The 23610-nt window shown below is 41.8% G+C and carries 11 protein-coding genes; 2 read left to right on the plus strand and 9 right to left on the minus strand.

Features of this window, described 5'->3' with window-relative positions:
* Positions 1–17: 17 nt before the first annotated feature.
* The 6 genes from AC07VK_RS18680 to AC07VK_RS18705 all read right to left on the minus strand — a co-directional run bounded on the left by AC07VK_RS18680 (position 18) and on the right by AC07VK_RS18705 (position 12141).
* On the minus strand, positions 18–2648 hold the full coding sequence (locus AC07VK_RS18680; protein ID WP_492962401.1) for a ligand-binding sensor domain-containing protein: 2631 nt from the start codon (positions 2646–2648) through the stop codon (positions 18–20).
* An 825-nt stretch (positions 2649–3473) separates the two neighbouring features.
* Positions 3474–4988, minus strand: coding sequence for a glycoside hydrolase family 32 protein (locus AC07VK_RS18685; RefSeq protein ID WP_492962403.1), 1515 nt, complete (start codon positions 4986–4988; stop codon positions 3474–3476).
* 59 nt (positions 4989–5047) lie between these two features.
* Positions 5048–6766, minus strand: coding sequence for a RagB/SusD family nutrient uptake outer membrane protein (locus tag AC07VK_RS18690; RefSeq protein ID WP_492962405.1), 1719 nt, complete (start codon positions 6764–6766; stop codon positions 5048–5050).
* A gap of 18 nt (positions 6767–6784) precedes the next feature.
* Positions 6785–9865: a SusC/RagA family TonB-linked outer membrane protein gene (locus tag AC07VK_RS18695; protein ID WP_492962408.1), complete on the minus strand. Its 3081-nt coding sequence runs from the start codon at positions 9863–9865 to the stop codon at positions 6785–6787.
* Positions 9866–9897: 32 nt separating this feature from the next.
* Positions 9898–10788, minus strand: a complete 891-nt coding sequence (locus AC07VK_RS18700) for a carbohydrate kinase family protein (protein ID WP_492962410.1) — start codon at positions 10786–10788, stop codon at positions 9898–9900.
* A gap of 21 nt (positions 10789–10809) precedes the next feature.
* On the minus strand, positions 10810–12141 hold the full coding sequence (locus AC07VK_RS18705) for a sugar porter family MFS transporter (protein ID WP_492954717.1): 1332 nt from the start codon (positions 12139–12141) through the stop codon (positions 10810–10812).
* A gap of 336 nt (positions 12142–12477) precedes the next feature.
* Between AC07VK_RS18705 and AC07VK_RS18710 the strand changes: the two genes are divergently transcribed.
* Complete coding sequence (locus tag AC07VK_RS18710; protein WP_492962412.1) at positions 12478–15252, plus strand: substrate-binding domain-containing protein; 2775 nt, start codon at positions 12478–12480, stop codon at positions 15250–15252.
* Between the two features lie 463 nt (positions 15253–15715).
* Here the strand turns inward: AC07VK_RS18710 and AC07VK_RS18715 are convergent, their stop codons facing one another.
* From AC07VK_RS18715 to AC07VK_RS18725, 3 genes are read right to left on the minus strand one after another with little or no spacing between them, the layout of a single operon-like run.
* Positions 15716–17101: an arylsulfatase gene (locus AC07VK_RS18715; RefSeq protein WP_492962414.1), complete on the minus strand. Its 1386-nt coding sequence runs from the start codon at positions 17099–17101 to the stop codon at positions 15716–15718.
* Between the two features lie 36 nt (positions 17102–17137).
* Positions 17138–18628, minus strand: a complete 1491-nt coding sequence (locus AC07VK_RS18720) for a RagB/SusD family nutrient uptake outer membrane protein (RefSeq protein ID WP_492962416.1) — start codon at positions 18626–18628, stop codon at positions 17138–17140.
* Positions 18629–18637: 9 nt separating this feature from the next.
* Positions 18638–22033: a SusC/RagA family TonB-linked outer membrane protein gene (locus AC07VK_RS18725; RefSeq protein ID WP_492962418.1), complete on the minus strand. Its 3396-nt coding sequence runs from the start codon at positions 22031–22033 to the stop codon at positions 18638–18640.
* 1005 nt (positions 22034–23038) lie between these two features.
* Between AC07VK_RS18725 and AC07VK_RS18730 the strand changes: the two genes are divergently transcribed.
* Positions 23039–23575 (plus strand): RNA polymerase sigma factor, encoded by a 537-nt coding sequence (locus tag AC07VK_RS18730; protein WP_492954712.1) that lies wholly within the window; start codon positions 23039–23041, stop codon positions 23573–23575.
* Positions 23576–23610 lie beyond the last annotated feature (35 nt).

Below are 23610 nucleotides of genomic sequence, written 5' to 3' on the forward strand. Positions count from 1 at the left end.
CTATGTTGCAAAAAGTATCAATGGCGTTGATTTTTCACCTTACGGGCATACTCCGAAGGCCTGCAGCCATACCGTTCATAAAAACATTTACCCAGATAGCTTGAGCTGCTGAACCCCACCCTTTCAGTGATCTCTGAAATATTGAGTTTACCTTCCAAAATTAATTGTGCCGCTTTCTCCAGGCGAACATTGCGAATGAACAGTGATGGCGATTTATCAAGGAGTGTAATGAGTTTTCGGTAAAGTCCGGTACGGTCCATATTAAGATCACGGCTGAGCTGCTCTACAGAATAATCTGTAACCTCAATATTCATTTCTACCAGCTTCATCGCCCGTTCTAGAAATTCAGATTCGGCCTGGTTGAGGCCAGTTTTGAATTCTGAAGCGTCGCTACGCTCCTCAACTGCTGCAGGGAGGTTCTCTTTTTCTGCGAGAAGCACATTTTGCTGATCAATTAAGTTACGAATCCTGAGCAACAAAAGCTCTTCGCGATGAGTGCGTTCCAATGATTTTCTGGTGTGAGAAATATAAGCAAATATTGCTGCTGATATCAAGACTGAAGCCAATACTACGAAACAGATAATTGCGGGCAAAGTCTGCCACCAGGGTGCATTAATAGTTAGATCTAGTTCTGAAACCGGTCCACTCCATTCTTTATTGTTATTAGAAGCCATTACCCTTAGCTTATAATTACCGTGAGGCAGATTGGTATACGATATTTCGAGAACACCATGCCCGTTTACGCCATCTTCCCTGCGACTGAAGGTTTCCCGCCAGGACCTGTCTATCCCTATCAGCTGATATCGATAAAAGGTTTGGGATGGATTCTGATAGTTAAGCGCTGAAAACTGAAAAGTGAGAAAGTTTTGGTTATAATCAAGCTGTATCCTCTTAATATAAGGTGCACTATTGATTAAAATTACTCGGTCACCATAACTTTTGCCCGGTTCAACCTTTTCTCCTTTTAAGAACAGATTAGTAAAGACAGGCTTAAAGGGCAGCTTACGTTGCAAAAGGCGACTGGGTTTCAAAATGCTAAATCCATTTATTCCTCCAAAATAAAGGTCACCACTCAAACTTTCGTAAACAGCCTGATTTGTATATTCTCCGTCTAATGTGCCAGCATTTGAATCGAAACTGGTAAAGTGAACATTTCCACTGATCGAATCAATCTGAAGCTTGTTAATGCCATAACTGGTGGTGATCCAGATGTTGTTATGGCTGTCTTTTAATATCGCCTGTATAAAATTGTTTGACAGCCCATCTTTAGTATAAAACACATGCTGTTCCCCGGAAGGTTTAAATAACCTCAGCCCATCTCCCGTTCCTATCCATTTCCAGCCTCTGGAATCAATAAGTTCTGCGGTATGGTCTATGTTATAATCCATCAACATTTGAGGATATTCCAATTTATGGCGTACTGGTGGGGGAATCGAAAAAACATCAATTTTCTCAAGTGCATTACCATTACTTAAAGCGGTTTTGTAACGATAAAATCCAGATTTACATTTCAGGTAAATGTTCCCCGATACGTCCTCAGAAAATGCTTTCACCATGATATCGCCTAATAAGGCACCTGGAAAATACGATGCGCCGATATGCTTAAAAATATACCTTTCGGGATGATCATAAAGTATTCCTTGATTTACGGTTCCCAGCCAGAATCCGCCCTGCTTATCATAAAGCAGTGTACTGATCTCTGTATTCAGTTTACTTCCGTCGGTTTTGTTTAGCAGCGGCCAATAACGTTTTTCACTACTAAAACAATCAATTATCCAAATCCCCTTGGCGCAACTGATAGATGCTTTACCCTTAGCATCCACCACTAAGGTATTTAAGGTATATTCTGTCTCAAGGATTTTTCTCCAGGCCTGTTTTTGAAGATCAAAGAAAAAGAACCCGCCGTGGGTTCCATTTCGCAACTGATAAAAACCATTGCGCCCCTTGACGACCAAGGAAGTATTGCCAAACCTAGCGTAATGCGTATCGGGATATGCAGCCGCACTGTACAACTTACGTTTCGAGCTCAGATCGTAGCAGATTACCTTTCCTGTACTGTAAAAAAGATACAGTTTTTCTTCATGAGCGCTCACATCCTGCAATCTTCCCTGATTCTGCGACAGCTCGAATTCTTGAGTATGATCGCTAAGCACAAGTTTGTCACCAATAAGCAACCACAGCCCTTGCTTTGTATCCATGAAGAAATTATCTATTGGCTTTGGAAAACCTATCTTTTTGAAATAACCCGCTAAATCTTGTGTATACTTCTCCTTGCGCAGATCAACCCTTAAAAGTTCCTTATAGTCTTTTATCCAAAGTATGGAATCGCCACTCAGATAAATTCTGTAAAAACCATCGTATGTTTTTAGCGGATATTTGCGTTGCGAATCCCGGTGAATATACTTAAACCCTGCGCCATCATAGATATTGATATTACCAGTCGTTTTGAAAACCATACGTCCGTCGGGCAACTGAAGCATGTAACGAACCTGGTTGTCGCTCAGGCCGTGAAGAACATTAAGCGGTGTAAATACAAATTCTTGTGATTTAGCGCAAGAAAACAAGAAAAGAAAGATTGAAATAAGGAAGATCGTTCGCTTCATTCTGGCTTCAAAGTTCTCATTAAATATCAGTGCGATTATGAACAATTTTAGTTGAATAAGAAAATAATTTATCTCTGGCGATCAGCGAAATAAAAGACAAAAAAATGGTATTTACGCAGTGTCTGTCAATCTTTTCATCATCTTCACCAGCGCAATTGATTTCATTGATGCCCCACATATTTGGGTTGAATTAAAATATTAATATCTGGTTATACGAATTTCGTAAAATAATCGATTTAAGCAATCGATTGCGCAAAAATATTTTAGTGAGCTCTCCTCATGTCCAAATTGAACAGATAGTCTCCCCAATTAGCTTTTGGTTAGCCAACCAACAGGCCATAACATTTCCAAGATATGGGAATCCTGAATAAGAGATTGATTAATTATTGGAACTAAACCTAGGCTTAATTCCTTTTAAGCTAAAAGATATGGGTACTGCAGGGCAAGCCTAAATAACTAAAATAGCAACCTTAAAGAACAGGCGCTATTTTAGTTGATTTTTATTAAGGTTTTATTACTTAAAATCACTTAGCTTCATTAAGAGCATAGCGGTCTGAAATGGATAGACCTGCCAGCTTATATACAGTTGGCTTAGAGCCTATTTTATTTTAAATTATTAGTATGTCAGTCTGTCCAAAGGACTCCTGTGGAGAGCGGAGTCGAAGACCCGTTTTTAGATATATTAAAGCAATCGACTCCGCTACTATTGACAGATCCTATAGAAAGGTCGTCATTGCTGACGATAATCGGAGGAGATTTAATCTTTTAAATTCTCCTGTCATTTATATTAATTTATAAAATAAATTACTCTCTCCGTAGGAGTCCTTTGAACTGGATGACAAATCTATATTCAAGATATAACCTCTTATGCTATTTTAACTGCTTTTGATCAATCTTTGACAGCGAAAGATTGCTTAACTTACTAACACCACTGCTTTGAATCTTGATTGTTTTAATAGCAGTACCCGGAAAGAAAATATCTGTCATCACAGTTAATCCGTTATCGGCAAAAAGTTCTACGGATGCTACATCCAGGATCAAGCTAATATTGATTTTCTTATCGGCCAGTAACCTGGGCGCACTATGTTTTTTGGCAAATCCTTTTCCAAATGATGTTTCGCCAGATTGCGCCCTGTCGATAAAGTAACTGTTGCTCTTTTTGTTATAGCCTATAATTAGCTTTTGTCCGCTAACGTTCGATAATACAATATTAAGGTCGCTGGCATTTTCAAGGCTAAGATCGAGTTTGAACTTTCCATCCAGAAGCTTGGCATACGCAGAAAGGTCAATCTCTTTATCGATAGTAACAGGTCCTTTCTTATAAACAGACTTTAATGATGGCGAAAATTCCTTTACAGGTAACGAACGAAGATAATACGCTCCATCAACACTTGCGAGCGATAGTTCTCTGGGAAGTGTCATAGCACCACGCCATGCCTTGGTAGGTACCTGGTTGGCATACTGCCAGTTGTTCATCCAGCCAAGGAATATCTTCCTTTCGCCGGTGTTAGACCAGGTAACCCCTGCATAATTATCGGTTCCATAATCCACCCATTTCTCTTTTGTAGAATTTGGCACGAATTTATTCCCGTCGAAGTTTCCTGTAAAGTACTGGGTTGCAGAACCTCCGTTAGGGCCTCCGGGATTGATGCTAACTAAAAGCACCCATACCGTTTTACCATTGCTTTTGAGTGGAAATAGATCCGGGCATTCCCAAACCCCACCATGAGCGCCCAGGTTGGCTCCAAATTCGCTCTCGTGTTTCCAGGCTTTAAGATCTGGGGAGGAATAGAAAGTGATCCTGTCCTTTGTAGCTAAGGTCATGACCCATTTTTTGCCTTGTTCATACCACATCACCTTGGGATCCCTGAAATCGCTTATCCCAGGGTTTGGAAGCACAGGATTACCCTTATATTTAGTCCACGTTTCGCCCTCATCATTACTATAAGCAATACTTTGGTATTGGTGCAGGCCAGTCTTGGCCTCTTCGATCTTTTGGTTATGGTGCGTAAATATCGCAACCATAGCGTTCTTACCAAATCCTGCGGTATTGTCTTTATCAATGACGATACTTCCCGAAAAAATAGTTCCCAGGCTATCTGGATAAAGTGCTATGGGCTTTTCCGCCCAGTTAAAGAAATCTTTAGTTGTGGCATGTCCCCAGTGCATAGGTCCCCAGGTTGTACCACCGGGATGATACTGAAAGAATAGATGGTAAACGCCATTATAATACACCATTCCGTTAGGATCATTCATCCAATGTGCCTTTGGTGAAAAATGGAAAGCTGGCCTGTATTTTTCGCCTCCTGTAGATTGGGCACTGGAACCGACAGAGAACAGGCAAAAAAGCAAAAAGAACACCGATCTTATAGAATTGTTTTTCATGTTGTATTTTTTAAAATTTAAGCTAATATCCAGGGAAGGCTCCCTGGACATTAGAAATATTACCATCCGTTGTTTTGTTTATACACCCCGCTACTAAAGTTAATCTGATTTAAAGGGATAGGGAAATATTCATCCCTTCCTGCTGTAAACCTGGCATCGGCGAGATGGGCAACCCTTGATTTTTCGACCGAAAAATAAGCATTCATAGTCTGCGCAGCAATCCCCCACCTCACCAAATCAAAAAAGTGATAACCTTCTGTAGCGAACTCAAGTCTTCTTTCAAATCTTAGGGCCTGCCTTGCAAAATCCTGGCTCCAGGTACAATTTACCCCAGGTTGATAAAGCTGAACGTTATAATTTGAAGTTGGGTTTCCCGCAGCATTTTTCAATAGATTACGACTTAGGTTTGCACGGTTTCTAACCTGATTGATCAGCGGAACAGCTTCTAATGGCCGCCCCAGCTCTATCAGCACTTCTGCTTTCCAAAGCAGCACATCTGAATAGCGGATGATCTGCCAGTTTTTCGAACTTCCGATAAATGGTGGAACTTTCTGAAAAGAAGCGTCGTCGGGAAGTACTGCTTCTTTCATACTAGCAAACGCATCGTAAATAGCTGGTGCTCTTGACCATGAGCGCTGGAATACAAATGTTGGCTTATATTTAAAAGGTGCACCTGGTTTGGCCACGGTATGATCAAGTCGTGGATCGAATGAACTGCTCTGAAAGTCGAGAGAAGCTGCTGCATCTGTATTGTTGTAGGTGGAAAAAAGAGGCAATCCGTCGGTTCCTGTTTTAAAAGCATTGATCAGATCATGACTAGGCACATTAAAACCGCAGCATCCATACTCCTGATTCATCGGATAGTTAAGCGCATGCCCGTAATCCAGTCTCCCCTTTGGCGTACCATCATCTTTTGAATACTGGATAGCAAAAACAGATTCCGGGCCGTTATCAGAAGCAGATAAAAAGTTGTTGGCATAATCCGTGCTCAGGCTGAATTTGCCCGATGTGATGATCTCATCACATAAGGTGTTTATTTCATTTAATTTAGCAGCATCAATACCACTTACCGCATTATTTTCGCTTTGGGTATAAGCCTGGTACAACAGCACTTTAGCCAGATAAGCTTTCGCAGCATTTTTGTTTACCCTGCCCTTATCGTTCTGATCTGTAGGCAGCGCTGTAACGGCCGCTCTGAAATCATCTGCAATCTTCGTCCAAAGCGCATCATTACTCAAGGCCCTGTTGGAAATGGACGGATAGTCGGCTTTTGCCATATTCTGATCGATAAAGGGAACATATTTGAAAAGAATCTTTAGCAGAAAATAAAAATGTCCTCTCAAAAAGCGAAGTTCTCCCTGGCGTTGAACCTTGTTTGGATATTCAGCGGCAGACATGGCATCGACTCTTCTCAACGCATCATTGGCTCGACCGACACCCACATACAGCCTGAACCAAAGCTGGTCGATGAGGCCATTGTCAGGTCTGTTAAGGGAAAATGTCTCAAACAGATGGAACTCTGACAGGTCTCCGGGTCCATCCCCTCCTTTATAGGTATCTCCTCCTCGAACGCTTCCATACGGCCACATGCTTGAATATGGAGAAGTATAGTGATCATTTCCAAGTGCAGAATAAGCTGCAATGACCATTTTATCAATATTCTCCGGAGTATTCAGATCATCGCCTGAAACTACCCCCTGTGCTGGCTCATCAAGGGCTTTTTCGCATGAAAAGAATAAGGTAGCGAAGAATGCCAGTGTATATATTAATTTTTTCATCTTTTGATATATCTAATTTTACAATGTAATATTTAGCCCAAGGGTACCAACAACTGGCACAGGAAATCCATAATTGGGAATCTCAGGATCAGTACCAGTAAAAGATTTGCTCTTTATGGTAAACAGGTTACTGCCCTGAACGAATACCCTGAAGTTCTGTATTTTCATATTCAGTGCCTTTTTAAGATTATAACCAATCTGTAGGTTGCGCAACTTGAGGTAAGATCCGTTCTCTATGAAATAAGTAGAAAACCTGCCTTCATTATTGCGGTCTACAAGAGTGAGCGCTGGAATGGTAGAACCTGGATTTGAAGGACTCCAGGCATCAAGCGTCCTGCTGCCCCAGTTCGTACCTGTCCAAAGTGAAGAAAAATCGGTATAAGTCTTAAAATCATTCACTACATCCACATTAATGGCCTGTAGGAAAAAACTCATATCGAAGTTCTTATAGCTAAGGGAAACATTCAATCCATAAGTGAACTTGGGACTATTGTCGCCTATAAAGTCGCGGTCCAGATCGTTAATCACGCCATCATTGTTTATATCCTTATATTTAATCCTGCCTAATCCTTTTCCAGGCTGGCTGGCATAAGCATCTACTTCTGCCTGTGAGGTAAAGAGGCCATCGGCAATATATCCAAAGTAGGAGTTGATAGGCCTTCCAAGTACATTTTTGTCGGTACCATTGCCGGGATAGGAAGCCAGCACATCTTTAGGGAGATAGGTCACCTTGTTCCTGTAGAGCGAAAAGTTACCCGTCAGGCTGAAGCTAAAGTCATCAGCAATCTTATCTTCATAGGTAAGAATCGCATCAAGCCCCTTGTTCTGAAGCGAAGCCCCATTACTATAGCTATTCCCTCCATCTCCAAGTACGGCCAGGTAAGCGGGACTTATTAGAATATCTGAGGTTTTTTTAATAAAATAATCAACAGAACCAGTAAGCTTATTGTTCCATAAACCAAAGTCCAAACCAAAATTCGACTCTCTTAGCGATTCCCATTTCAGGTTGTCGTTGCCCTGTTGGATAAGGGCAAAACCAGATGGCAACTGTCCTGTACCTGCACCTGTGATATCATATGCGGTACCCTTATCAAAGTCCCATGTCGGGTCAGTCCCGTAAATAGCAGAGTATAGGGAGCGTGTAGCATTGTTGGGGATTTCCTGGTTTCCAGAACGGCCCCAGCCGTACCTAAGCTTCAGATCAGAAAACAGACCTAGATCCTTTATAAACTTTTCTTCACTCATTCTCCAACCAAGTGAGAAAGCAGGGAAAGTACCGTATCGGTTATCTTTACCAAACCGCGAAGAGCCGTCTCTCCTCAAGGTTACAGAGGCAATATAACGGTCGTTGTAACTGTAGTTGACCTTACCGAAATAAGACAACAGTTTGTTTCCCGCCCCACTTCCCCCGTTGAGGGTATTTGAGCTACCTGCATTAAGGTAGGCATAATCAATATTTTCTATCGCAAGCCCTTGTCTGCTTGCAGAAAACTCCTGACTGATGTTCTTTATGTATTCCTGACCGGCGAGTATTTCCAGGTTATGTTTATCCTTAGTGATCTTATAGTTAAGGGTATTCTGCCAGATGATATTACCCTGATAGGTCTGTGCATTGCTCACCTGGTTTGCAGGATCAGCCAAAAAACCAGAAACATATGATTTCTTTAACAGGCGCTGATAGCTACCGTTATAGTCTACACCGAAATTTGTCCTGAAGTTCAGTCCAGGAATGATCTGGTAATCTGCATATGCATTTCCAAAGAGCCTATAAAAATTGTAATCATTCTGCTTATTGTCTTCTATTAGTCTAACCGGGTTCTGTCTATCGGTCATTCCTGCCGCAGGGCCTCCCCAGCCTCCGCTTGTGGTATATACCGGTACAATAGGTTGCTGCACGAGCGAGGCAAATAGAATATCGCTTGATGGGATCTGGGCATTCTTAATGTAGCTTGCTGAAAAATTCTCCCCGATCTTTAACTTGCCGTCTAGATAATTGTAATCAGAATTGAATCTTGCCGTATATTTTCGGCTTCTAGACTCCTTTACGATACCCTTATTATCATAATAACCTACTGAAAAAAGACTGTTTCCCTTTTCACCACCATTGGAAAGGGCTGCATCATAGGACTGGATAATCGAATTTTGTGCAATCTCATCAAACCAGTAAGTATCTGCAGCCTTCATGGTCTTTGCCGCATCGATATACTCCGGAAAGATTACACGGTTTAGTACTGGGTTGTTAAAATTATTGTTCCAGTCATACTGATAAATCTGGTTATTATTGGGGTTGGCCTTATCGTTTACCGCCGCCTGCCAATAGGCACGGCCTCTTTCCTCGGCATTAAGCGTTTTAAGTTTGGTGGCATAATTCTGAATAGACGTCGAGGCATTGAAGTCGATCTTTGAATAACCTTTTTTGGCTTTTTTTGTAGTGATGATGATTACACCATTCGCTGCACGTGAACCATAAATAGTTGCTGATGACGCATCTTTAAGCACCTGAATAGATTCAATATCGTTCTGGTTTAACTGTTCCAACCCGTTTTTGGTTGGCACTCCATCGATTACATAAAGTGGGTCGTTATTGCCCAGAGTTCCAATGCCACGGATTCTTACCGTTGCCTGGCCAGTCGGAGAACCGTCGGTGGTAATCAGTACCCCCGGAACCCTTCCCTGTAGAGACTTTACAGCATTACCAGAAGGAATATCCCTGATCTTCGAAACATCAACTACATTGACCGCTCCGGTGATGTCTTTCTTGCGTTCCTTCTGATAACCCGTAACCACGATCTCGTTGAGCTTATTGATCGCGATGTCGAGTTTGACCTTAAGATTGGCCGACTCTGCGGTAATGGGAATGGTCAACGGTTCAGCTCCAATATAAATGAACCTAAGCGACTGACCGGCAGAAGCTTCAATTTTAAAACTACCATTAGCATCTGTGGTCACCGTTCTTTGGGTACCTACGATAACTACGGTTACAGCTTCCAGAGGGATGGATTCATTGTCGGTGACAACGCCACTGATTACCCTGGTCTGGCCAAATGCCAGGCCCGTTACCATACAGGCAAAAAGCCAGGTAAGGAAAATTTTTCTCATAAAATTCAGATTTGGTTAGTATTAATGTTCAGTTAAAATATTTCGTCAATAAACTTTTTGTATTCTTCAATCTCATATTCCGGACAGCCCCCTTTTTTGGTAGCGATAAAAGCACCCATTCCGATCGCATTTTTTATAATGGTTTTTGGTGCAAGTCCCAATTGATGACTGGCAATGAAGGCTGCAAGAAATGAATCTCCACTCCCAATGGTATCGTTAACCTTCACCTCTGATCCCCAGGCATGGTAAGATTGATCCATTCTATAATAGGAAGCCCCAAATTCTCCTTTAGTTACGATTACCTCTGGCACACTGAAGCGTTCCTGTATAAAACGGACCTGCTCTCTCTCATTTATGAACCTTCCCCCGAAAAGGATCTGGGCCATGTGTAGCTCCGACTCGTTAAATTTTATGATATCTGCCCGTTCCATCAGATTTGCCAAAAGGCTCTTATCAAAGAAAGGAGGGCGGAGATTGATATCAAATACCTTTATCGCATCGCTTTCCAGGAATTTGAACAGCGTTTCTCTGGAAAGCGTATTTCTGGAGGCCAGGCTTCCGTACACAAAATATGTGGATGGCTTCAGTGCACTATCGATCGTGGACTGGTGATCTATAAAATCCCATGCCACGGGGAACACGATTTCATAGGAAACCTCATTTCTACTGCCCACGCGGGCAATCACTTCACTGGTAGGGTGTATCGTATCGCGCTGAAGGAGGCTTTTGTTAATTTGCCAACCATCAAGCAAACGCTCCAGTTTTACTCCGTTTTCATCATCTCCGATTTTACTGATGATACTGCTGGACAAGCCAAGCTTATTGAGGTGATAGGCCACATTTAGCGGTGCACCACCTGGCATGCGCCCATCAGGCAGCACATCCCATAATATTTCGCCAAAGCATATAGCAGGTGTGATCATATTCTTGTCTTTCTTTTTTATTTAGTGCATTACAATTCCAGTCTCTATCTGCTCCAGAGATTTCCCCTTTGTCTCAGGCATCATCTTCCAAACGAATACCAGCTGCAATACCATCATGGCACAGAAAAAGAAAAATATGTTTGCACCTCCAAATGACTCTGCCAGATAGGGAAAACAGAATGCAATCAGTGCTGCCATTACCCAATGGGTAGAACTGCCGAGTGTTTGCCCTTTTGCCCTGACCTGATTTGGGAAAATCTCTGAAATAAATACCCAGATAACTGCCCCCTGCGAAAAAGCAAAAAAAGCAATGAAGAGCATTACGTAAATCGGGATCTCAAACCCGTTGGATGAACCACCCAGAAATGCGATTGCAACAAGTCCAAGAGAAATAATCAGTCCGAAAGAGCCGATCAGCATCAGTGTTTTTCTCCCAACTTTATCTATAATATTGATCGCAAGAAGCGTAAATATAAAATTGACCATTCCGATACCAACAGTTGATAAAAGTGAAGAATGCGCACCAAGCCCTGCCATTTCAAAAATTCTTGGTGCGTAATAGATAATGGCATTTATACCAGATACCTGATTGAAGAAGGCAAACAGCACGGCCAGGACAATAGGCCTGTTGTACTTTCCTGAAAAAAGTCCATCCGAAGATTTGTCTTTCAGCATATCCTGGCCTGACTTCTTGATGGCGGCAAGTTCTTCATCGCAGTTTAGTGGATTTATGATGCGTAGGATTTCCAACGCTTTATCGTATGCACCACGTTTAAGTATAAGCCATCTTGGACTTTCAGGAATAAAGTAGATTAGCACAAGGAATATTATAGATGGAAATGCCTGAACACCAAGCATCCATCTCCAGGATGCCTCTCCTCCCTGGCTTAGCAAATAGTTTGAAAGATAAGATATCAATATTCCCAGTACAACATTGAACTGAAAAAGCCCTACAAGCCGACCCCTTCTATGTGCCGGAGACACCTCTGAAATATAAATGGGTGCAGTAACAGAAGAGATTCCCACACCTAAACCACCCAAAAAGCGGAATGCTAAAAAGATATACCAATTATCTGCCAGTGCGGTACCCAGTGAAGAAAGTAAGTATGCTGCGGCTACGAAATAAAGTGTATTTTTTCTTCCGAAATAATCAGATGGGCGGGATCCTACCAGAGAGCCGATTACTGTACCGATAAGTGCAATAGATATGGTAAGTCCATGTGCAAATGCTGAAAGGTTCCAAAACTGTTGAATGGATTTTTCAGCTCCTGATATAACGGCTGTATCGAATCCAAACAGAAAGCCGCCTAGGGCTACGACCATGGACCAAGCCAGGACGGAATGTTTTTTCATAAGGGTTTATTTATTGGTTGAGGATTGCAAATTGGTCAAAAACGGGAAGGGAGGATAACAAATCTGTTCCAAAAAAATACAATCTTGACACATCACATAAATAACTGACTAACAGTTAATTAAAATTTATTATTTTTACCTGATCTGATGTAGTTACACTTTTGAAACATCAATATTAAGATTTTGATGCATCTGTACCTTTCATCCTACAACTCGCAGCCGAGCGCCAATTCATTAAAGTTTCAAATTTGATTATCTTTAAAATTATTTTGTTACAAACAGGATCCTAACCAGATACAACCGGTGCCAGACACTGCCCTTATTAAAATGATAAATATGACCGCAAGACTTCACTTCCTTTATAGGATACTTATAATGGTCATCCTAACGGCTATTCTTTGTGGCTGTAGCAACAAGAAAAAGGAAGCAAAATACGTTATAGGATTTTCACAATGCGTTGGCTCGGATCTGTGGCGGAGAACCATGCTGGAAGAGATGAAAATGGAGCTTTCGTTGCATCCGGGTGCCACATTGGTATATAGAGATGCAAACAACAGCAATAGAAAACAAATCTCGCAGGTAGGGGAACTATTAAAAATGAATATTGACCTGTTGATTATATCTCCTAACGAGGCACGGCCGCTCACTCCAATCGTTGAACAGGCTTATAATAGTGGCATTCCTGTGGTTATTATCGATAGGAAAACATCATCTTCGGCTTATACCGCTTATGTCGGTGCAGACAATTATCAGATTGGCAAGATGGCTGGGCAGTATGTATCTGGTCTGCTTAAAGGGAAAGGAAATATAATAGAAATCATGGGACTTCCCGGCTCCTCTCCCACAATAGAGCGCCAGAGAGGATTTGCCGAAGGGCTCCAAAAATCTGCTAATATTAGAATTTCGAATCAGATCTATGGAGATTGGTTAAAATCGCACGCTATTGACGAGCTATTGAAAATGAAGGAGGCATTGCGTACCACGGACCTAATTTTTGCTCATAATGACCAGATGGCTTCTGCAGCCAGGGAGGCGTTAGGTAAACTCGGAATAAAAAGGAAGGTGGCCATTATTGGAATAGATGCGCTACCTGGACAAGGGGGCGGCCTTCAGATGATTGATGGCAAAGTGATAGATGCCAGCTTGCTTTATCCAACGGGAGGCAAAGAGGCAATTTCCACAGCATTCCGTATTCTTGGAAAAGAATCCATCCTCAAAGAAAATATCCTTCAGTCTGTGGTGATAGATTCATCGAATGTTCAGCTCATGAAACTGCAGTGGAATAAATTTAGCAGCCAGCAGAGAGATATCGAACGGCAGCAATCACTCCTGGCTGAACAACGTTCTTTATTTGACAACCAACAGCTTACATTAAACGTCACCGTGGTTACCCTGGTGCTCTCTGTGGTTTTCGGGGGACTGGCTTTTTTCTCCCTACTGGAAAACAGGAAGATCAACAAAAACCTGGAGGCGAATAACCTCGAAATCCTTAACCAGCGTAATAAGCTTATTGAGATGTCTGAAAAGGCTAAAGAGGCGACTGAGGCCAAACTGAACTTCTTCACCAATATATCTCATGAATTCCGCACGCCCCTTACCTTAATACTCTCTCCCCTGGAAGATCTGATTAATAATGAAAAAATTAATGCACTTGCAGGAAAAAACCTGAAGCTGATCAATAAAAATGTTTTTCGCCTGTTGCGCCTGATCAACCAGCTCATTGAGTACAGAAGGATTGAATATGGTAAGATGCGCATAAGATCAACATCGAACAATCTTATAGATTTTATTGCAGACATTATTGAAACCTTTCAGCTCGCTGCAAAAAAACAGAATATAGACCTCAGACTCTTCACTAAAGAATCGGATATAACAGTATGGTTTGACGTGAACATGTTTGATAAGGTAATTTTCAACCTGATATCTAACGCACTAAAATTTACGCCAGCCAATGGAATAGTTCACGTTACAGTGAGTAAAGACGATGCTCATATCTCTATCAAAGTGGAAGACAATGGACCTGGAATGGACCAGGAAGAAATCCTCCATATATTTGAACATTTTTATCAGGCAGACTCGAACGCAAGAAAAGGATCTGGATTGGGCCTTTCCCTTTCGAAGGAACTGATGAATCTTTTACATGGAGACCTAACCGTAGAAAGCAGGAAATGGCACGGTACTATCTTCACCGTCACCCTGCCCCTTGGGTCATCACACCTTCGAGAAGAAGAGAAACACACCCAACAGGCAGAAAGAGAAGAGCTTTATGAAAATGCGAAAATTTATACGAGCGAACTAGAGCATCTCAAGAGAGAAAATAACCATGATTTGTTGCGTGAATTAAAGGAACGGTCGGTATTGATCATCGAAGACAATGCAGACCTTCTGCATTATCTGGCTGAGAAACTTGATGAGGAATACGAGGTATTTATTGCAAATACCGGCGAGAGCGGGATCACTTCTGCCTACGAGCAGGTACCAGACCTGATCATCTGCGATGTGGTACTGCCAGATCTTTCCGGGAAGAAAATTACAGAGAAGCTCAAATCCGACATTCGTACATCCCATATCCCCATCATCCTGCTCACGGCACAGGGCAGTGTAGAACAACAGATCAATGGCTTCGAGAGTATGGCAGATGCCTACATCGTTAAACCTTTCAATTATGAGTATTTACTGGCTACTGTGCGGAACCTGATGAAAAACAGACTCCTGCTAAAGTCTCATTACACAAGCGATATCAGTTCCGGTAACAGGCAACCTATTTCAAAAAGCCTGGATAAAAAATTTGTAAATGATTTCTCCGGTCTCGTAGAGCAGAACCTGGGCAATGAAAATTTCAGTGTAGAGGAGATCAGCAAAGCCCTGGGGGTTTCAAGGGTGCAGCTATACAGAAAAGTAAAGGCCTTGCTGGATTGCAGTGTAACGGACTACATCGTTAACAGAAGGCTAAAAAAAGCAAAATTTCTATTGATCAATGAAAGATATACAATCGCAGAAATCACCTATATGGTCGGATTCTCCTCCCCAAATTATTTTTCTACGGTATTCAAATCGAAATATGGCATGAGGCCAAGTGAGTTTAAGAGAAACCAATCCCCAACCCAATAGCCAAACATGAAAAATGGGCTCCATTTTACCTTCAGACTTAGCGCCTGTTTAAATTTGATACAATTATTTACTTATCTAACATTTTTGTCACACCGAGGCTTAATTTATTTCGCAAAAATCAATATGAATGACAGATGGATAAAGCAGGTGAATGGTCTTGAAGTATCGTCATTTCGACCGCAGTGGAGAAATCTTTTAACTTTGATTCAATAACTTGGCACAAGATCTCTCCATTTCGCTGCGCTACAGTCGAGATGACGACCATTCTACTGGAACCTGTCAATGATAGCGGAGTCGATTTCTTTTAATATACCGAAAAACGAATCCTCGACTGCACTCTCCACAGGAGTCCTTTGGACAGACTGACATACTAATAATTTATAATGAAATTTAAACAGGCTCTTAAACTATTTTAATTATAAACCGTTAGTTCCTGATTGAATGTAGGTAGAGAATACCCTCTTTATTTTACCGTCCAATAAGGCGAATCTGTTCTGGCGGTTAAAAGATAATCCTCAATTTTCTTCACAATATCAGGATGGGCAGCAGCCACATCATTGGTTTCGCCAATATCCGTTTTAATGTCGTAAAGTTCGAGTTTATGATGTCTTTTCACCCCTTTCCACCGGCCATAACGCACGCCCTGCTCAAAGCCCAATTCAAAAAATTCCCAATATAAAAAGCGGTCGGTTTTAACCTTACCACCCTTAATAACCGGATATATACTAGTACCGTCTGTACGGAATCCGGTAGTTTTACCGGCAATCTCTCCAAAAGTTGGCATAATGTCAGGGAAATACCCCGGCACATCACTTGTTTTCGGCGCATTTTTAATAAAAGGCGCCCATGCAATAAACGGAATCCTGATCCCTCCATCGTACATATCCCTTTTGTACCCTTTAAGTTTACCGTTCGAATCAAAGAATTCGGATACCGCTTTCAGCTGACTGGTAGGCTCCGACCTTGGGCCATTATCTGATGCAAAAAACACAATTGTATTCTCCGACAGGCCACTTTTGATCAGGTAATCTTTTATTTTACCTACCGACTGGTCTAAATAATACACCATAGCCGCATAGGTCTTCATATCTTCAGGCCAGTTTTTATTCTTATAGATGGCCTGGTCTGGCACATCCAGTGGTGAATGCGGATTATTAAAGTTCAGCATTAAAAAGAAAGGCTTTTTGTTATCTTTTTGGGTTTCCAGATAAGCAAGGGCCTCATCTGTACAGATATTGGTTTCATAATAGCCTTTTCTTGCATTGGTATTAGCATCAACTGTTACAAGTTTTCCATTAATGTAACGGTGATCAGGCCAATAGGTGCTTGCATAAGTTGAGGGAATGTTAATCAGCCATCCCGAAAATTTATCGAATCCCCTTTGTAAAGGTGTAGCGAGCGAATCATATCCATCTACATGCCATTTTCCAACCAATGAAGTATTATAACCGGCATCCTGCATCAGGTTTCCTATAGTATAATCATCTTTGGTAAGATTGGCCCGGTACACCACATTTTTCCCTTTTTTCCCCGCAAGCCCTCCTTGTTCGGTTGCATTGCCCCTAATTGTAGCATGCCCGGTGTTGAGACCTGTAAGAATAGATCCCCGTGAGGGTGAACAGACCGGAGCACCGGCATAAAAATCGGTAAACCGAGTGCCCTCATTGGCCAATTTATCAATATTTGGCGTGAGAATCTGTTTTTGCCCGTAAACACCAACATCTCCATAACCCAGGTCATCAGCCAGAATAAAAACAATGTTGGGCTTTTGCCCAGCCTTTCGCTGGGCAAATATTGCTCCATTATACAGTAACGAAAAACCAATGATGATTAAACTTCTCTTGATCATTTTATTGAATTAAAACCTTATTCTTACCATAATATACTAGTTATAACCCGGATTTTGAGTATAAAGGCCAGGTGCAGTCTGAATTTCTGCTGCAGGCACCGGATAAATAACATAGTTCGGTACAATTTCATTAATTTTCGTAATCGCATCTGCCACTCTCCAGGCATTCATCTGTGAAACTGCTAATCCTTCCCGAACAAGGTCATTCCAGCGAAGTCCCTCCCCCAAAAATTCTCTTTGTCTTTCTTGCATCAAAATCGGAATGGTTACGTTAGATAAAGCACCAACTCCAGCTCTGGCCCTTACCCTATTTACACTGGCATCAACATCTGCCTGAGAACCTGCTGCACCATGAAGGATACATTCGGCTTTCATGAGCAATATATCGGTATAACGCAGTACGATAAAATTAATCGGCCAATCTCTTCCCGATAAGCCCTTTTTAGCCACATCAATATATTTTTTAATAAAAGGACCAGCAGTATAGGTGGTGGCTACATTGAAAGGATATCGCACATCGCTGCCGCTTACCGTATTGGTGGTGTAAGAATTGACCAGACTTTTTGATACCGGAAAGGTACTGGCTCCATAGCCGTTCCCAAAACTGTTAGAAATCCCATTACTGGTCCAATAAGCTACAGGCACCAAATGGGAAGGAAAACCTGCTCCGTTTAAACTCGAAGCAAACTGTATGTCGAACACCACTTCACTATTGTTTTCGTTGGTGTAAGAAAATATTGATGCATAATTGGAGGCAAAACTGTAAGGACTCCCGGTAAGTACGGCATCGAACAAAGCCCCAGCCTTATCATATTCATTGCTGTTAAGGCCAGGTCCGTTTATACCATAAGTAGGCCCCGATTTGGTAAGATAAACCAGTCCCAACAGCCCTTTTGCAGCATAGGAAGTTGGTCTTCCAAGATCAGTTCCGGTAAAATTTGCGGGTAAATTGGCTGCCGCATACTGCAGATCAGATTCGATCAGTGCATAAACATCGGCTACAGAACTACGTGGAATGCTTGCTACTTCCACAGCGCTCTTTACGGTCGATATTAATGGCACCTGGCCAAAAGTCCGTACCAGGGAAAAATAATAAAATGCCCTTAAGAAACGGACTTCGGCGGCATACCTTGTTGCATTTGCGGCAGTGAGCACGCTTCCTTTGGTTTCTAATGCTGCCAGAACCGTATTCGCATTATATATGCCATTGAAATTGGCTTTCCAGGCAGTAGTGATAAACCCAGTGGTGGTAATACTCGGGGTAAAATTATTGATCCCGTCCCAATCGCGGTTACCATCAGAAGTCGCGTTTAAGTTGTCGCTGCGCGTTTCACCAAGCCACAATGTCTGGCTGGGATAATTGCTCAACTGGGAATACACCCCATTTACAGCCTGAAGAAAGTCGTTATTATTGGTAAAAAAATTCTCTGTAGCCAAACTCGACTCTGGTGTTTGATTTAATTGTTTTTCGCAACTGCCCAACAGCAGTATTGCGGAGAACAGGGTTAAGTATATTTTCGTTTTCATCTTATTCTTCTAAAAGCCAATGTTTATTCCAATTGAAGCTGTTTTACTTAATGGTGCCGAACCGTAATCGCCTGATATTGCATAGCTTGCATCGCCACTTACGTTCGTATTCTGCGCCTCGGGATTCGCTCCCCCCTTATATTTGTCATGGGAGAAATAGTTTTCCAATGCCACAAATATCCTTGCCGAAGAAATGCCGGGAGTTTTAATCAATCCCTTCAGGTTATAGCCCAAAGTAATGTTCTGCACCCGAAAGAAATCGCTGGAGTAAACCCAATCAGAGGTTACGTTTGGATAGGTATAAGTAGCGCCCAGCCTACCCCTTGGCGCATCCGGATTGGGATCTGCTGCCGTCCAGTGGTCTCTCCATACGCCAAGTACATTTGCGGTTGTACTTCCAGAAAAGTCGATTGCACGGCCCAGATAAGAAAGTATCGAACCTCCATGTTGTCCATACAGCTGTATACCAAGGTCGAAATTCCCATATTTAAAATTGTTTGTCCAGCCCCAGGTATATTTGGGAGAAGGCTGTCCACCTACTACCCTGTCGGCAGCACTGATTTTTCCATCGCCATTGGTGTCAACGTATTTCGCGTCGCCAACTTTCTGTCCGGATACTTTTGCCACAGCCGGATTGGCAATATCTGCAGCTGTTAAAATTCCATCGGTTTTAGTGATGTAATAGCTAAAAGCAGGGAGTCCTTCCCTCAGCAGATATGGTGCATTGCTACCGCTATAAGCAGAAGCGATTTCGATATCGGCATGTGTTGGACCAAGATCGGTTATGGCATTTTTGTTAAAGGCAATGTTGGCATTCATCGTCCAGGTGAAATTGGCTGTTTTTACGTTTACCGTATTCAGTCCGAATTCCAATCCTTTGTTTACCACCGCACCTATATTTTGTAAACTTGTACTGAAACCACTTGCAGATAGTACCGGCAGGTTTAACAACAGATCGGTATTCTTTTTATGATAGGCATCGAAGGTGAAATTGATTCTGTTGGCCAAAAGACTGAGGTCTAAACCAAGATCATAGGTGTTGGATGTTTCCCATTTCAGCGCTTTATTGGCAAGGCCCGAAACCACCTGCCCGGTAGCCGTTGTTGGTGTATTACCACCAAATACGTAATTCGAATTTACCAGGGTACTTATGGCATTATAGTCGCCAATGTTGTTATTGCCCGATTTACCCCAGCTTAATCTTAGTTTTAACTCACTAATGGCTTTAACATCCTTAAGAAAAGATTCTTCTGAAACTTTCCATCCGACAGATACTGAAGGGAAGGTTCCCCAGCGGTTTTCGGATCCAAATTTAGAAGAGGCATCTCTTCTGATGGTACCAGATAAGAGGTATCTGTCTTTAAAAGCATATTGAAGCCTGCTATAGTACGAAAACAGGGTATTATTAGCTGCGGTTGAAGTTCCTGTAGTGGTTACCCCTGCAGCGTTGGCAATGGCATTACTAAGGGTTTTGATGATATCGTTGGCAAAACCTCCGGCCGTTGCAAGGCTTACCCCTTCGGTATGCACTATATTGTACGACACCCCCGCAATGGCAGAAATCTTATGGACACCGGCAATTGTTGTGGTATAGTTAAGGGTATTCTCGTTAAGAAAGTTTTGTTTCTTGGTTACCGCGTAAGAGCCGGTTGAGTAAAGACCTGGATTCGTTAATAAAGCTGATGCTGCACCAACGGTAACCTGATCGGATGTATATTTTGAAGTATTTCTGTCTACGTTATCATAATTTAAGCTCGATCTTACTGAAAGGCCTTTAACTATTTGATAATCTGCATATATTGAAGCCAATAATCTCGAGGTTTTTACCTTGTTCATTGCAGTTTCGAGATAGGCATACGGACTGATTAGCCTTGGGCTCGCCCAGGTGTAGGTGCTGTTGCCGTAAGCGCCAGAATTTAAGCCTGCCGAACTTTCAACTACCGGCACCATCTGTAAAGCATTCATGAGCTGGTTATCCTTACCTTCGCCCGGAGGTGCATTATTAACAGAATAAGATGGCGCAAGGTTGATACCGAATTTAAGTTTCTTACTCGCATTGGCCTCCACATTGGCCCTTAAACCATAATTTTTAAAATTGGAATTAATCAACGTTCCGTTTTGGTTAAGTACGTTACCTGAAATAAAGTAGGTCACATTTTCTGCTCCTCCGCTTGCTGAAACCTCATAGTTTTGATAAGGTGCATTGGTAAAGATGGCATCCTGCCAGTCTACATAATCAAGGCCAGGGTGTCCGGGCTGTGCCCATCTCGGATCGGTCATAAAAGAGGTGTTAATGGTACCTGGAGCAAGGCCTAAAATAGCGGCTCTTTCAGCATTGGTTTGGGCAGCAGTTCTTCCAGTACCAGAGGCTACCCATGCAGCGTTGGCCAGTTCTGTTGCCTGGGCAACCCACTCATCAGCACTAAGCACATCGATCTTTCTGGCTACCGAACTAATACCTGCATTGGCATTCACACTAATTCTTGGTTTGCCCGCAACACCTTTTTTGGTTGTGATAATCACTACTCCATTTGCGGCACGCGAACCGTAAATGGCTCCCGCAGCAGCATCTTTTAATACTTGAACACTCTCGATATCGTTAGGATTAAGGTTGTCGAGCGGGCTGTTCGAAATACCTCCGGAGGCATTCTGACTGGCTACATCCAAAGGAAAGCCATCCAATACGTAAAGGGGTTCATTACCTGCCGTGATTGAGCCAGCCCCGCGTACCTGGATACTTAAACCAGCTCCTGGTGTACCGCTTTGCTGTCTTACCTGAACGCCGGCCATCTGGCCGATGAGCGCCTGTTCAACTCTTGATATCGGCTTTTCTTCTACCGCTTTTGCATTAAAAGTGGCCACTGAGCCTAATACATCACTTTTTCTTTGCGTACCATATCCTACCACAAGTACTTCTTCAAGCTTACTTTGATCAGGATCAAGTTTTATAGAGAGTGGTTGGCCTTTATAAACCACTTCCTGTGTTTTATAACCTACATAGGTAAAAACTAAAGTAGGCTGATTTAGCTCGGTAACCAGTTGAAATTCGCCGTCGGGATTTGTTGATACCACCTGGGCCGTTCCTTTTAACCTAACACTTACCCCAGGCAGGGGAAGGTTCTTTTCGTCTGTTACTTTTCCTTTAATTGTAACAGTCCGCGAGCGTAGAACTGAGATATTTGAAATCTCCAAGGAACTGCCAGAAAAATTATACGCTGTCAAATTTGCTACAAGGGCTACCTTTGAATGAGAGAGGAGGTTAATATTTTGTCCTTCGCCACTTCTTTTTGCCCTGGCCTGCAGAACGGAGGAAGCCAGAAGAATTCCTGTTAGGCAGGGCAATAAAAGTATTTTTGACAAAGGTGTGTTATGCGAGTCCTTCCAGGACTTTCCGCTTATTTTCATAATTTATATTGTTTTATGCCAATCATGAAACTGCAACAAGCTTCAGCAATATGAAAAATTCCCGTGCAGAATTCATAATTTTGACATGATCATTGAATGAACTGACCGAATGCAACGCCAATTGATCTCCGGTAATGGTCGAAATCTGGGGAGAATGCAGAAACGCATTTTCCCTTATTTATATTCAGTAACTATTCTATTTTTTGCAAGCTCCTTTCTATACCTCTGGGTATTGTATTTTATCATTGATTTTAGATTATTCATTCAACATTTTCGCTTCCAATTCCAGTCAGCAATTCCTTTATTTCGATTCACATCATGTTAAGATTATACAGACATAGTGACTTTAGCATATCTACTTCCGTTCGATTATTTCCCTTACACATGGGTCATTAAAAAAATAAAACTAGAGAAGAGACTAACACCAGAGGATCAACAACAGCAACAAAAGTTATTACAGGATGTATTAGAGGTCGGATTAAGGAGATAAGTAACTGTTTTGGGTATCATAATATATTAAATCTATAGTATTAGTAGACAAAATTATATTATCTTAACATAGCCTACAAACATTTAACAAATTTTACGACTTTGATAATTTTTCAACTTCCGGCAACGATGGCATAACAATTTATACGCAGAAAAATTATTCTATTCATAAAACCATCTGTGTTATTGTGTATAAAAATTTGTTTTTTCAGCTAAACTGTTCAACAATCCAAATTAGGGTTCTGCAACGGCCACAGCCTAACTACCTCTTTACTATAAAGCCATAATTGGATAAATTTTAGCTAAAAATAAACACCTGTTGAAAGGCTGAGCCTGAAATATATCTGAACATTTATCCTATTAACTATTTGTTCACATTACAGCTGTATAAAATATCAGCGAGGCTTAAATCCTCAATCCAAACAGTGGAAACAGCTGCATCATGCTTAGTACCAGACCTTTCTTGCTTTTCTGAATTTCAAAGTATATATTTATCGCCTGCTTTAATCTATATTAATGGAGATCTCTGACCAAATATTATTGAATGACCTCAAGAACGGCAAAAAGACTGCCTACGAACAGGTATTTAAAAAATATTACAAACCACTCGCGCTAAAAGCATATATGATGCTGGAAGACGAAATGGAGGCGGAAGATCTGGTCCAAAACCTGTTTATTTCCATGTGGCAAAAATCACATTACCACGCTGTAAACAGCTCCCTTAAAGCTTACCTTTTCAGGGCTGTGCATAATCAATGCCTAATGGCCTTAAGGACAAGAAAAGTTACCCAGCAAAAAATGGATGAATATACGGAAAGGATAAACCTGGAGGAGGATATTGAACAATCAGAACAGACCGGCAGCGAAAACACCATTAACCTTGCCCTTAACGAGCTTCCTGCCCAGCGCCAAAAAGCATTTAAGCTGGTTTACATGGAAAATAAAAAATATCAGGATGCAGCCAATGAAATGGGGCTTTCTGTTAATTCAATAAAAACGCATTTGAAGCTTGCGGTTAAAATGTTACAGGAAAAATTGATCACATTCAGATGAGCGTTCACCTAATGATACTATAACTGCATCTATAA

The organism is Pedobacter sp. GW821-FHT01D05 (assembly GCF_059422505.1).

Bases quoted from the DNA above. Each gene is read 5' to 3' on its own strand.
- AC07VK_RS18685 (WP_492962403.1), bottom strand. From the start codon at position 4,988: ATGAAAAACAATTCTATAAGATCGGTGTTCTTTTTGCTTTTTTGCCTG.
- AC07VK_RS18710 (WP_492962412.1), top strand. From the start codon at position 12,478: ATGACCGCAAGACTTCACTTCCTTTATAGGATACTTATAATGGTCATC.
- AC07VK_RS18695 (WP_492962408.1), bottom strand. From the start codon at position 9,865: ATGAGAAAAATTTTCCTTACCTGGCTTTTTGCCTGTATGGTAACGGGC.
- AC07VK_RS18725 (WP_492962418.1), bottom strand. From the start codon at position 22,033: ATGAAAATAAGCGGAAAGTCCTGGAAGGACTCGCATAACACACCTTTG.
- AC07VK_RS18700 (WP_492962410.1), bottom strand. From the start codon at position 10,788: ATGATCACACCTGCTATATGCTTTGGCGAAATATTATGGGATGTGCTG.
- AC07VK_RS18715 (WP_492962414.1), bottom strand. From the start codon at position 17,101: ATGATCAAGAGAAGTTTAATCATCATTGGTTTTTCGTTACTGTATAAT.
- AC07VK_RS18730 (WP_492954712.1), top strand. From the start codon at position 23,039: ATGGAGATCTCTGACCAAATATTATTGAATGACCTCAAGAACGGCAAA.
- AC07VK_RS18705 (WP_492954717.1), bottom strand. From the start codon at position 12,141: ATGAAAAAACATTCCGTCCTGGCTTGGTCCATGGTCGTAGCCCTAGGC.
- AC07VK_RS18690 (WP_492962405.1), bottom strand. From the start codon at position 6,766: ATGAAAAAATTAATATATACACTGGCATTCTTCGCTACCTTATTCTTT.
- AC07VK_RS18720 (WP_492962416.1), bottom strand. From the start codon at position 18,628: ATGAAAACGAAAATATACTTAACCCTGTTCTCCGCAATACTGCTGTTG.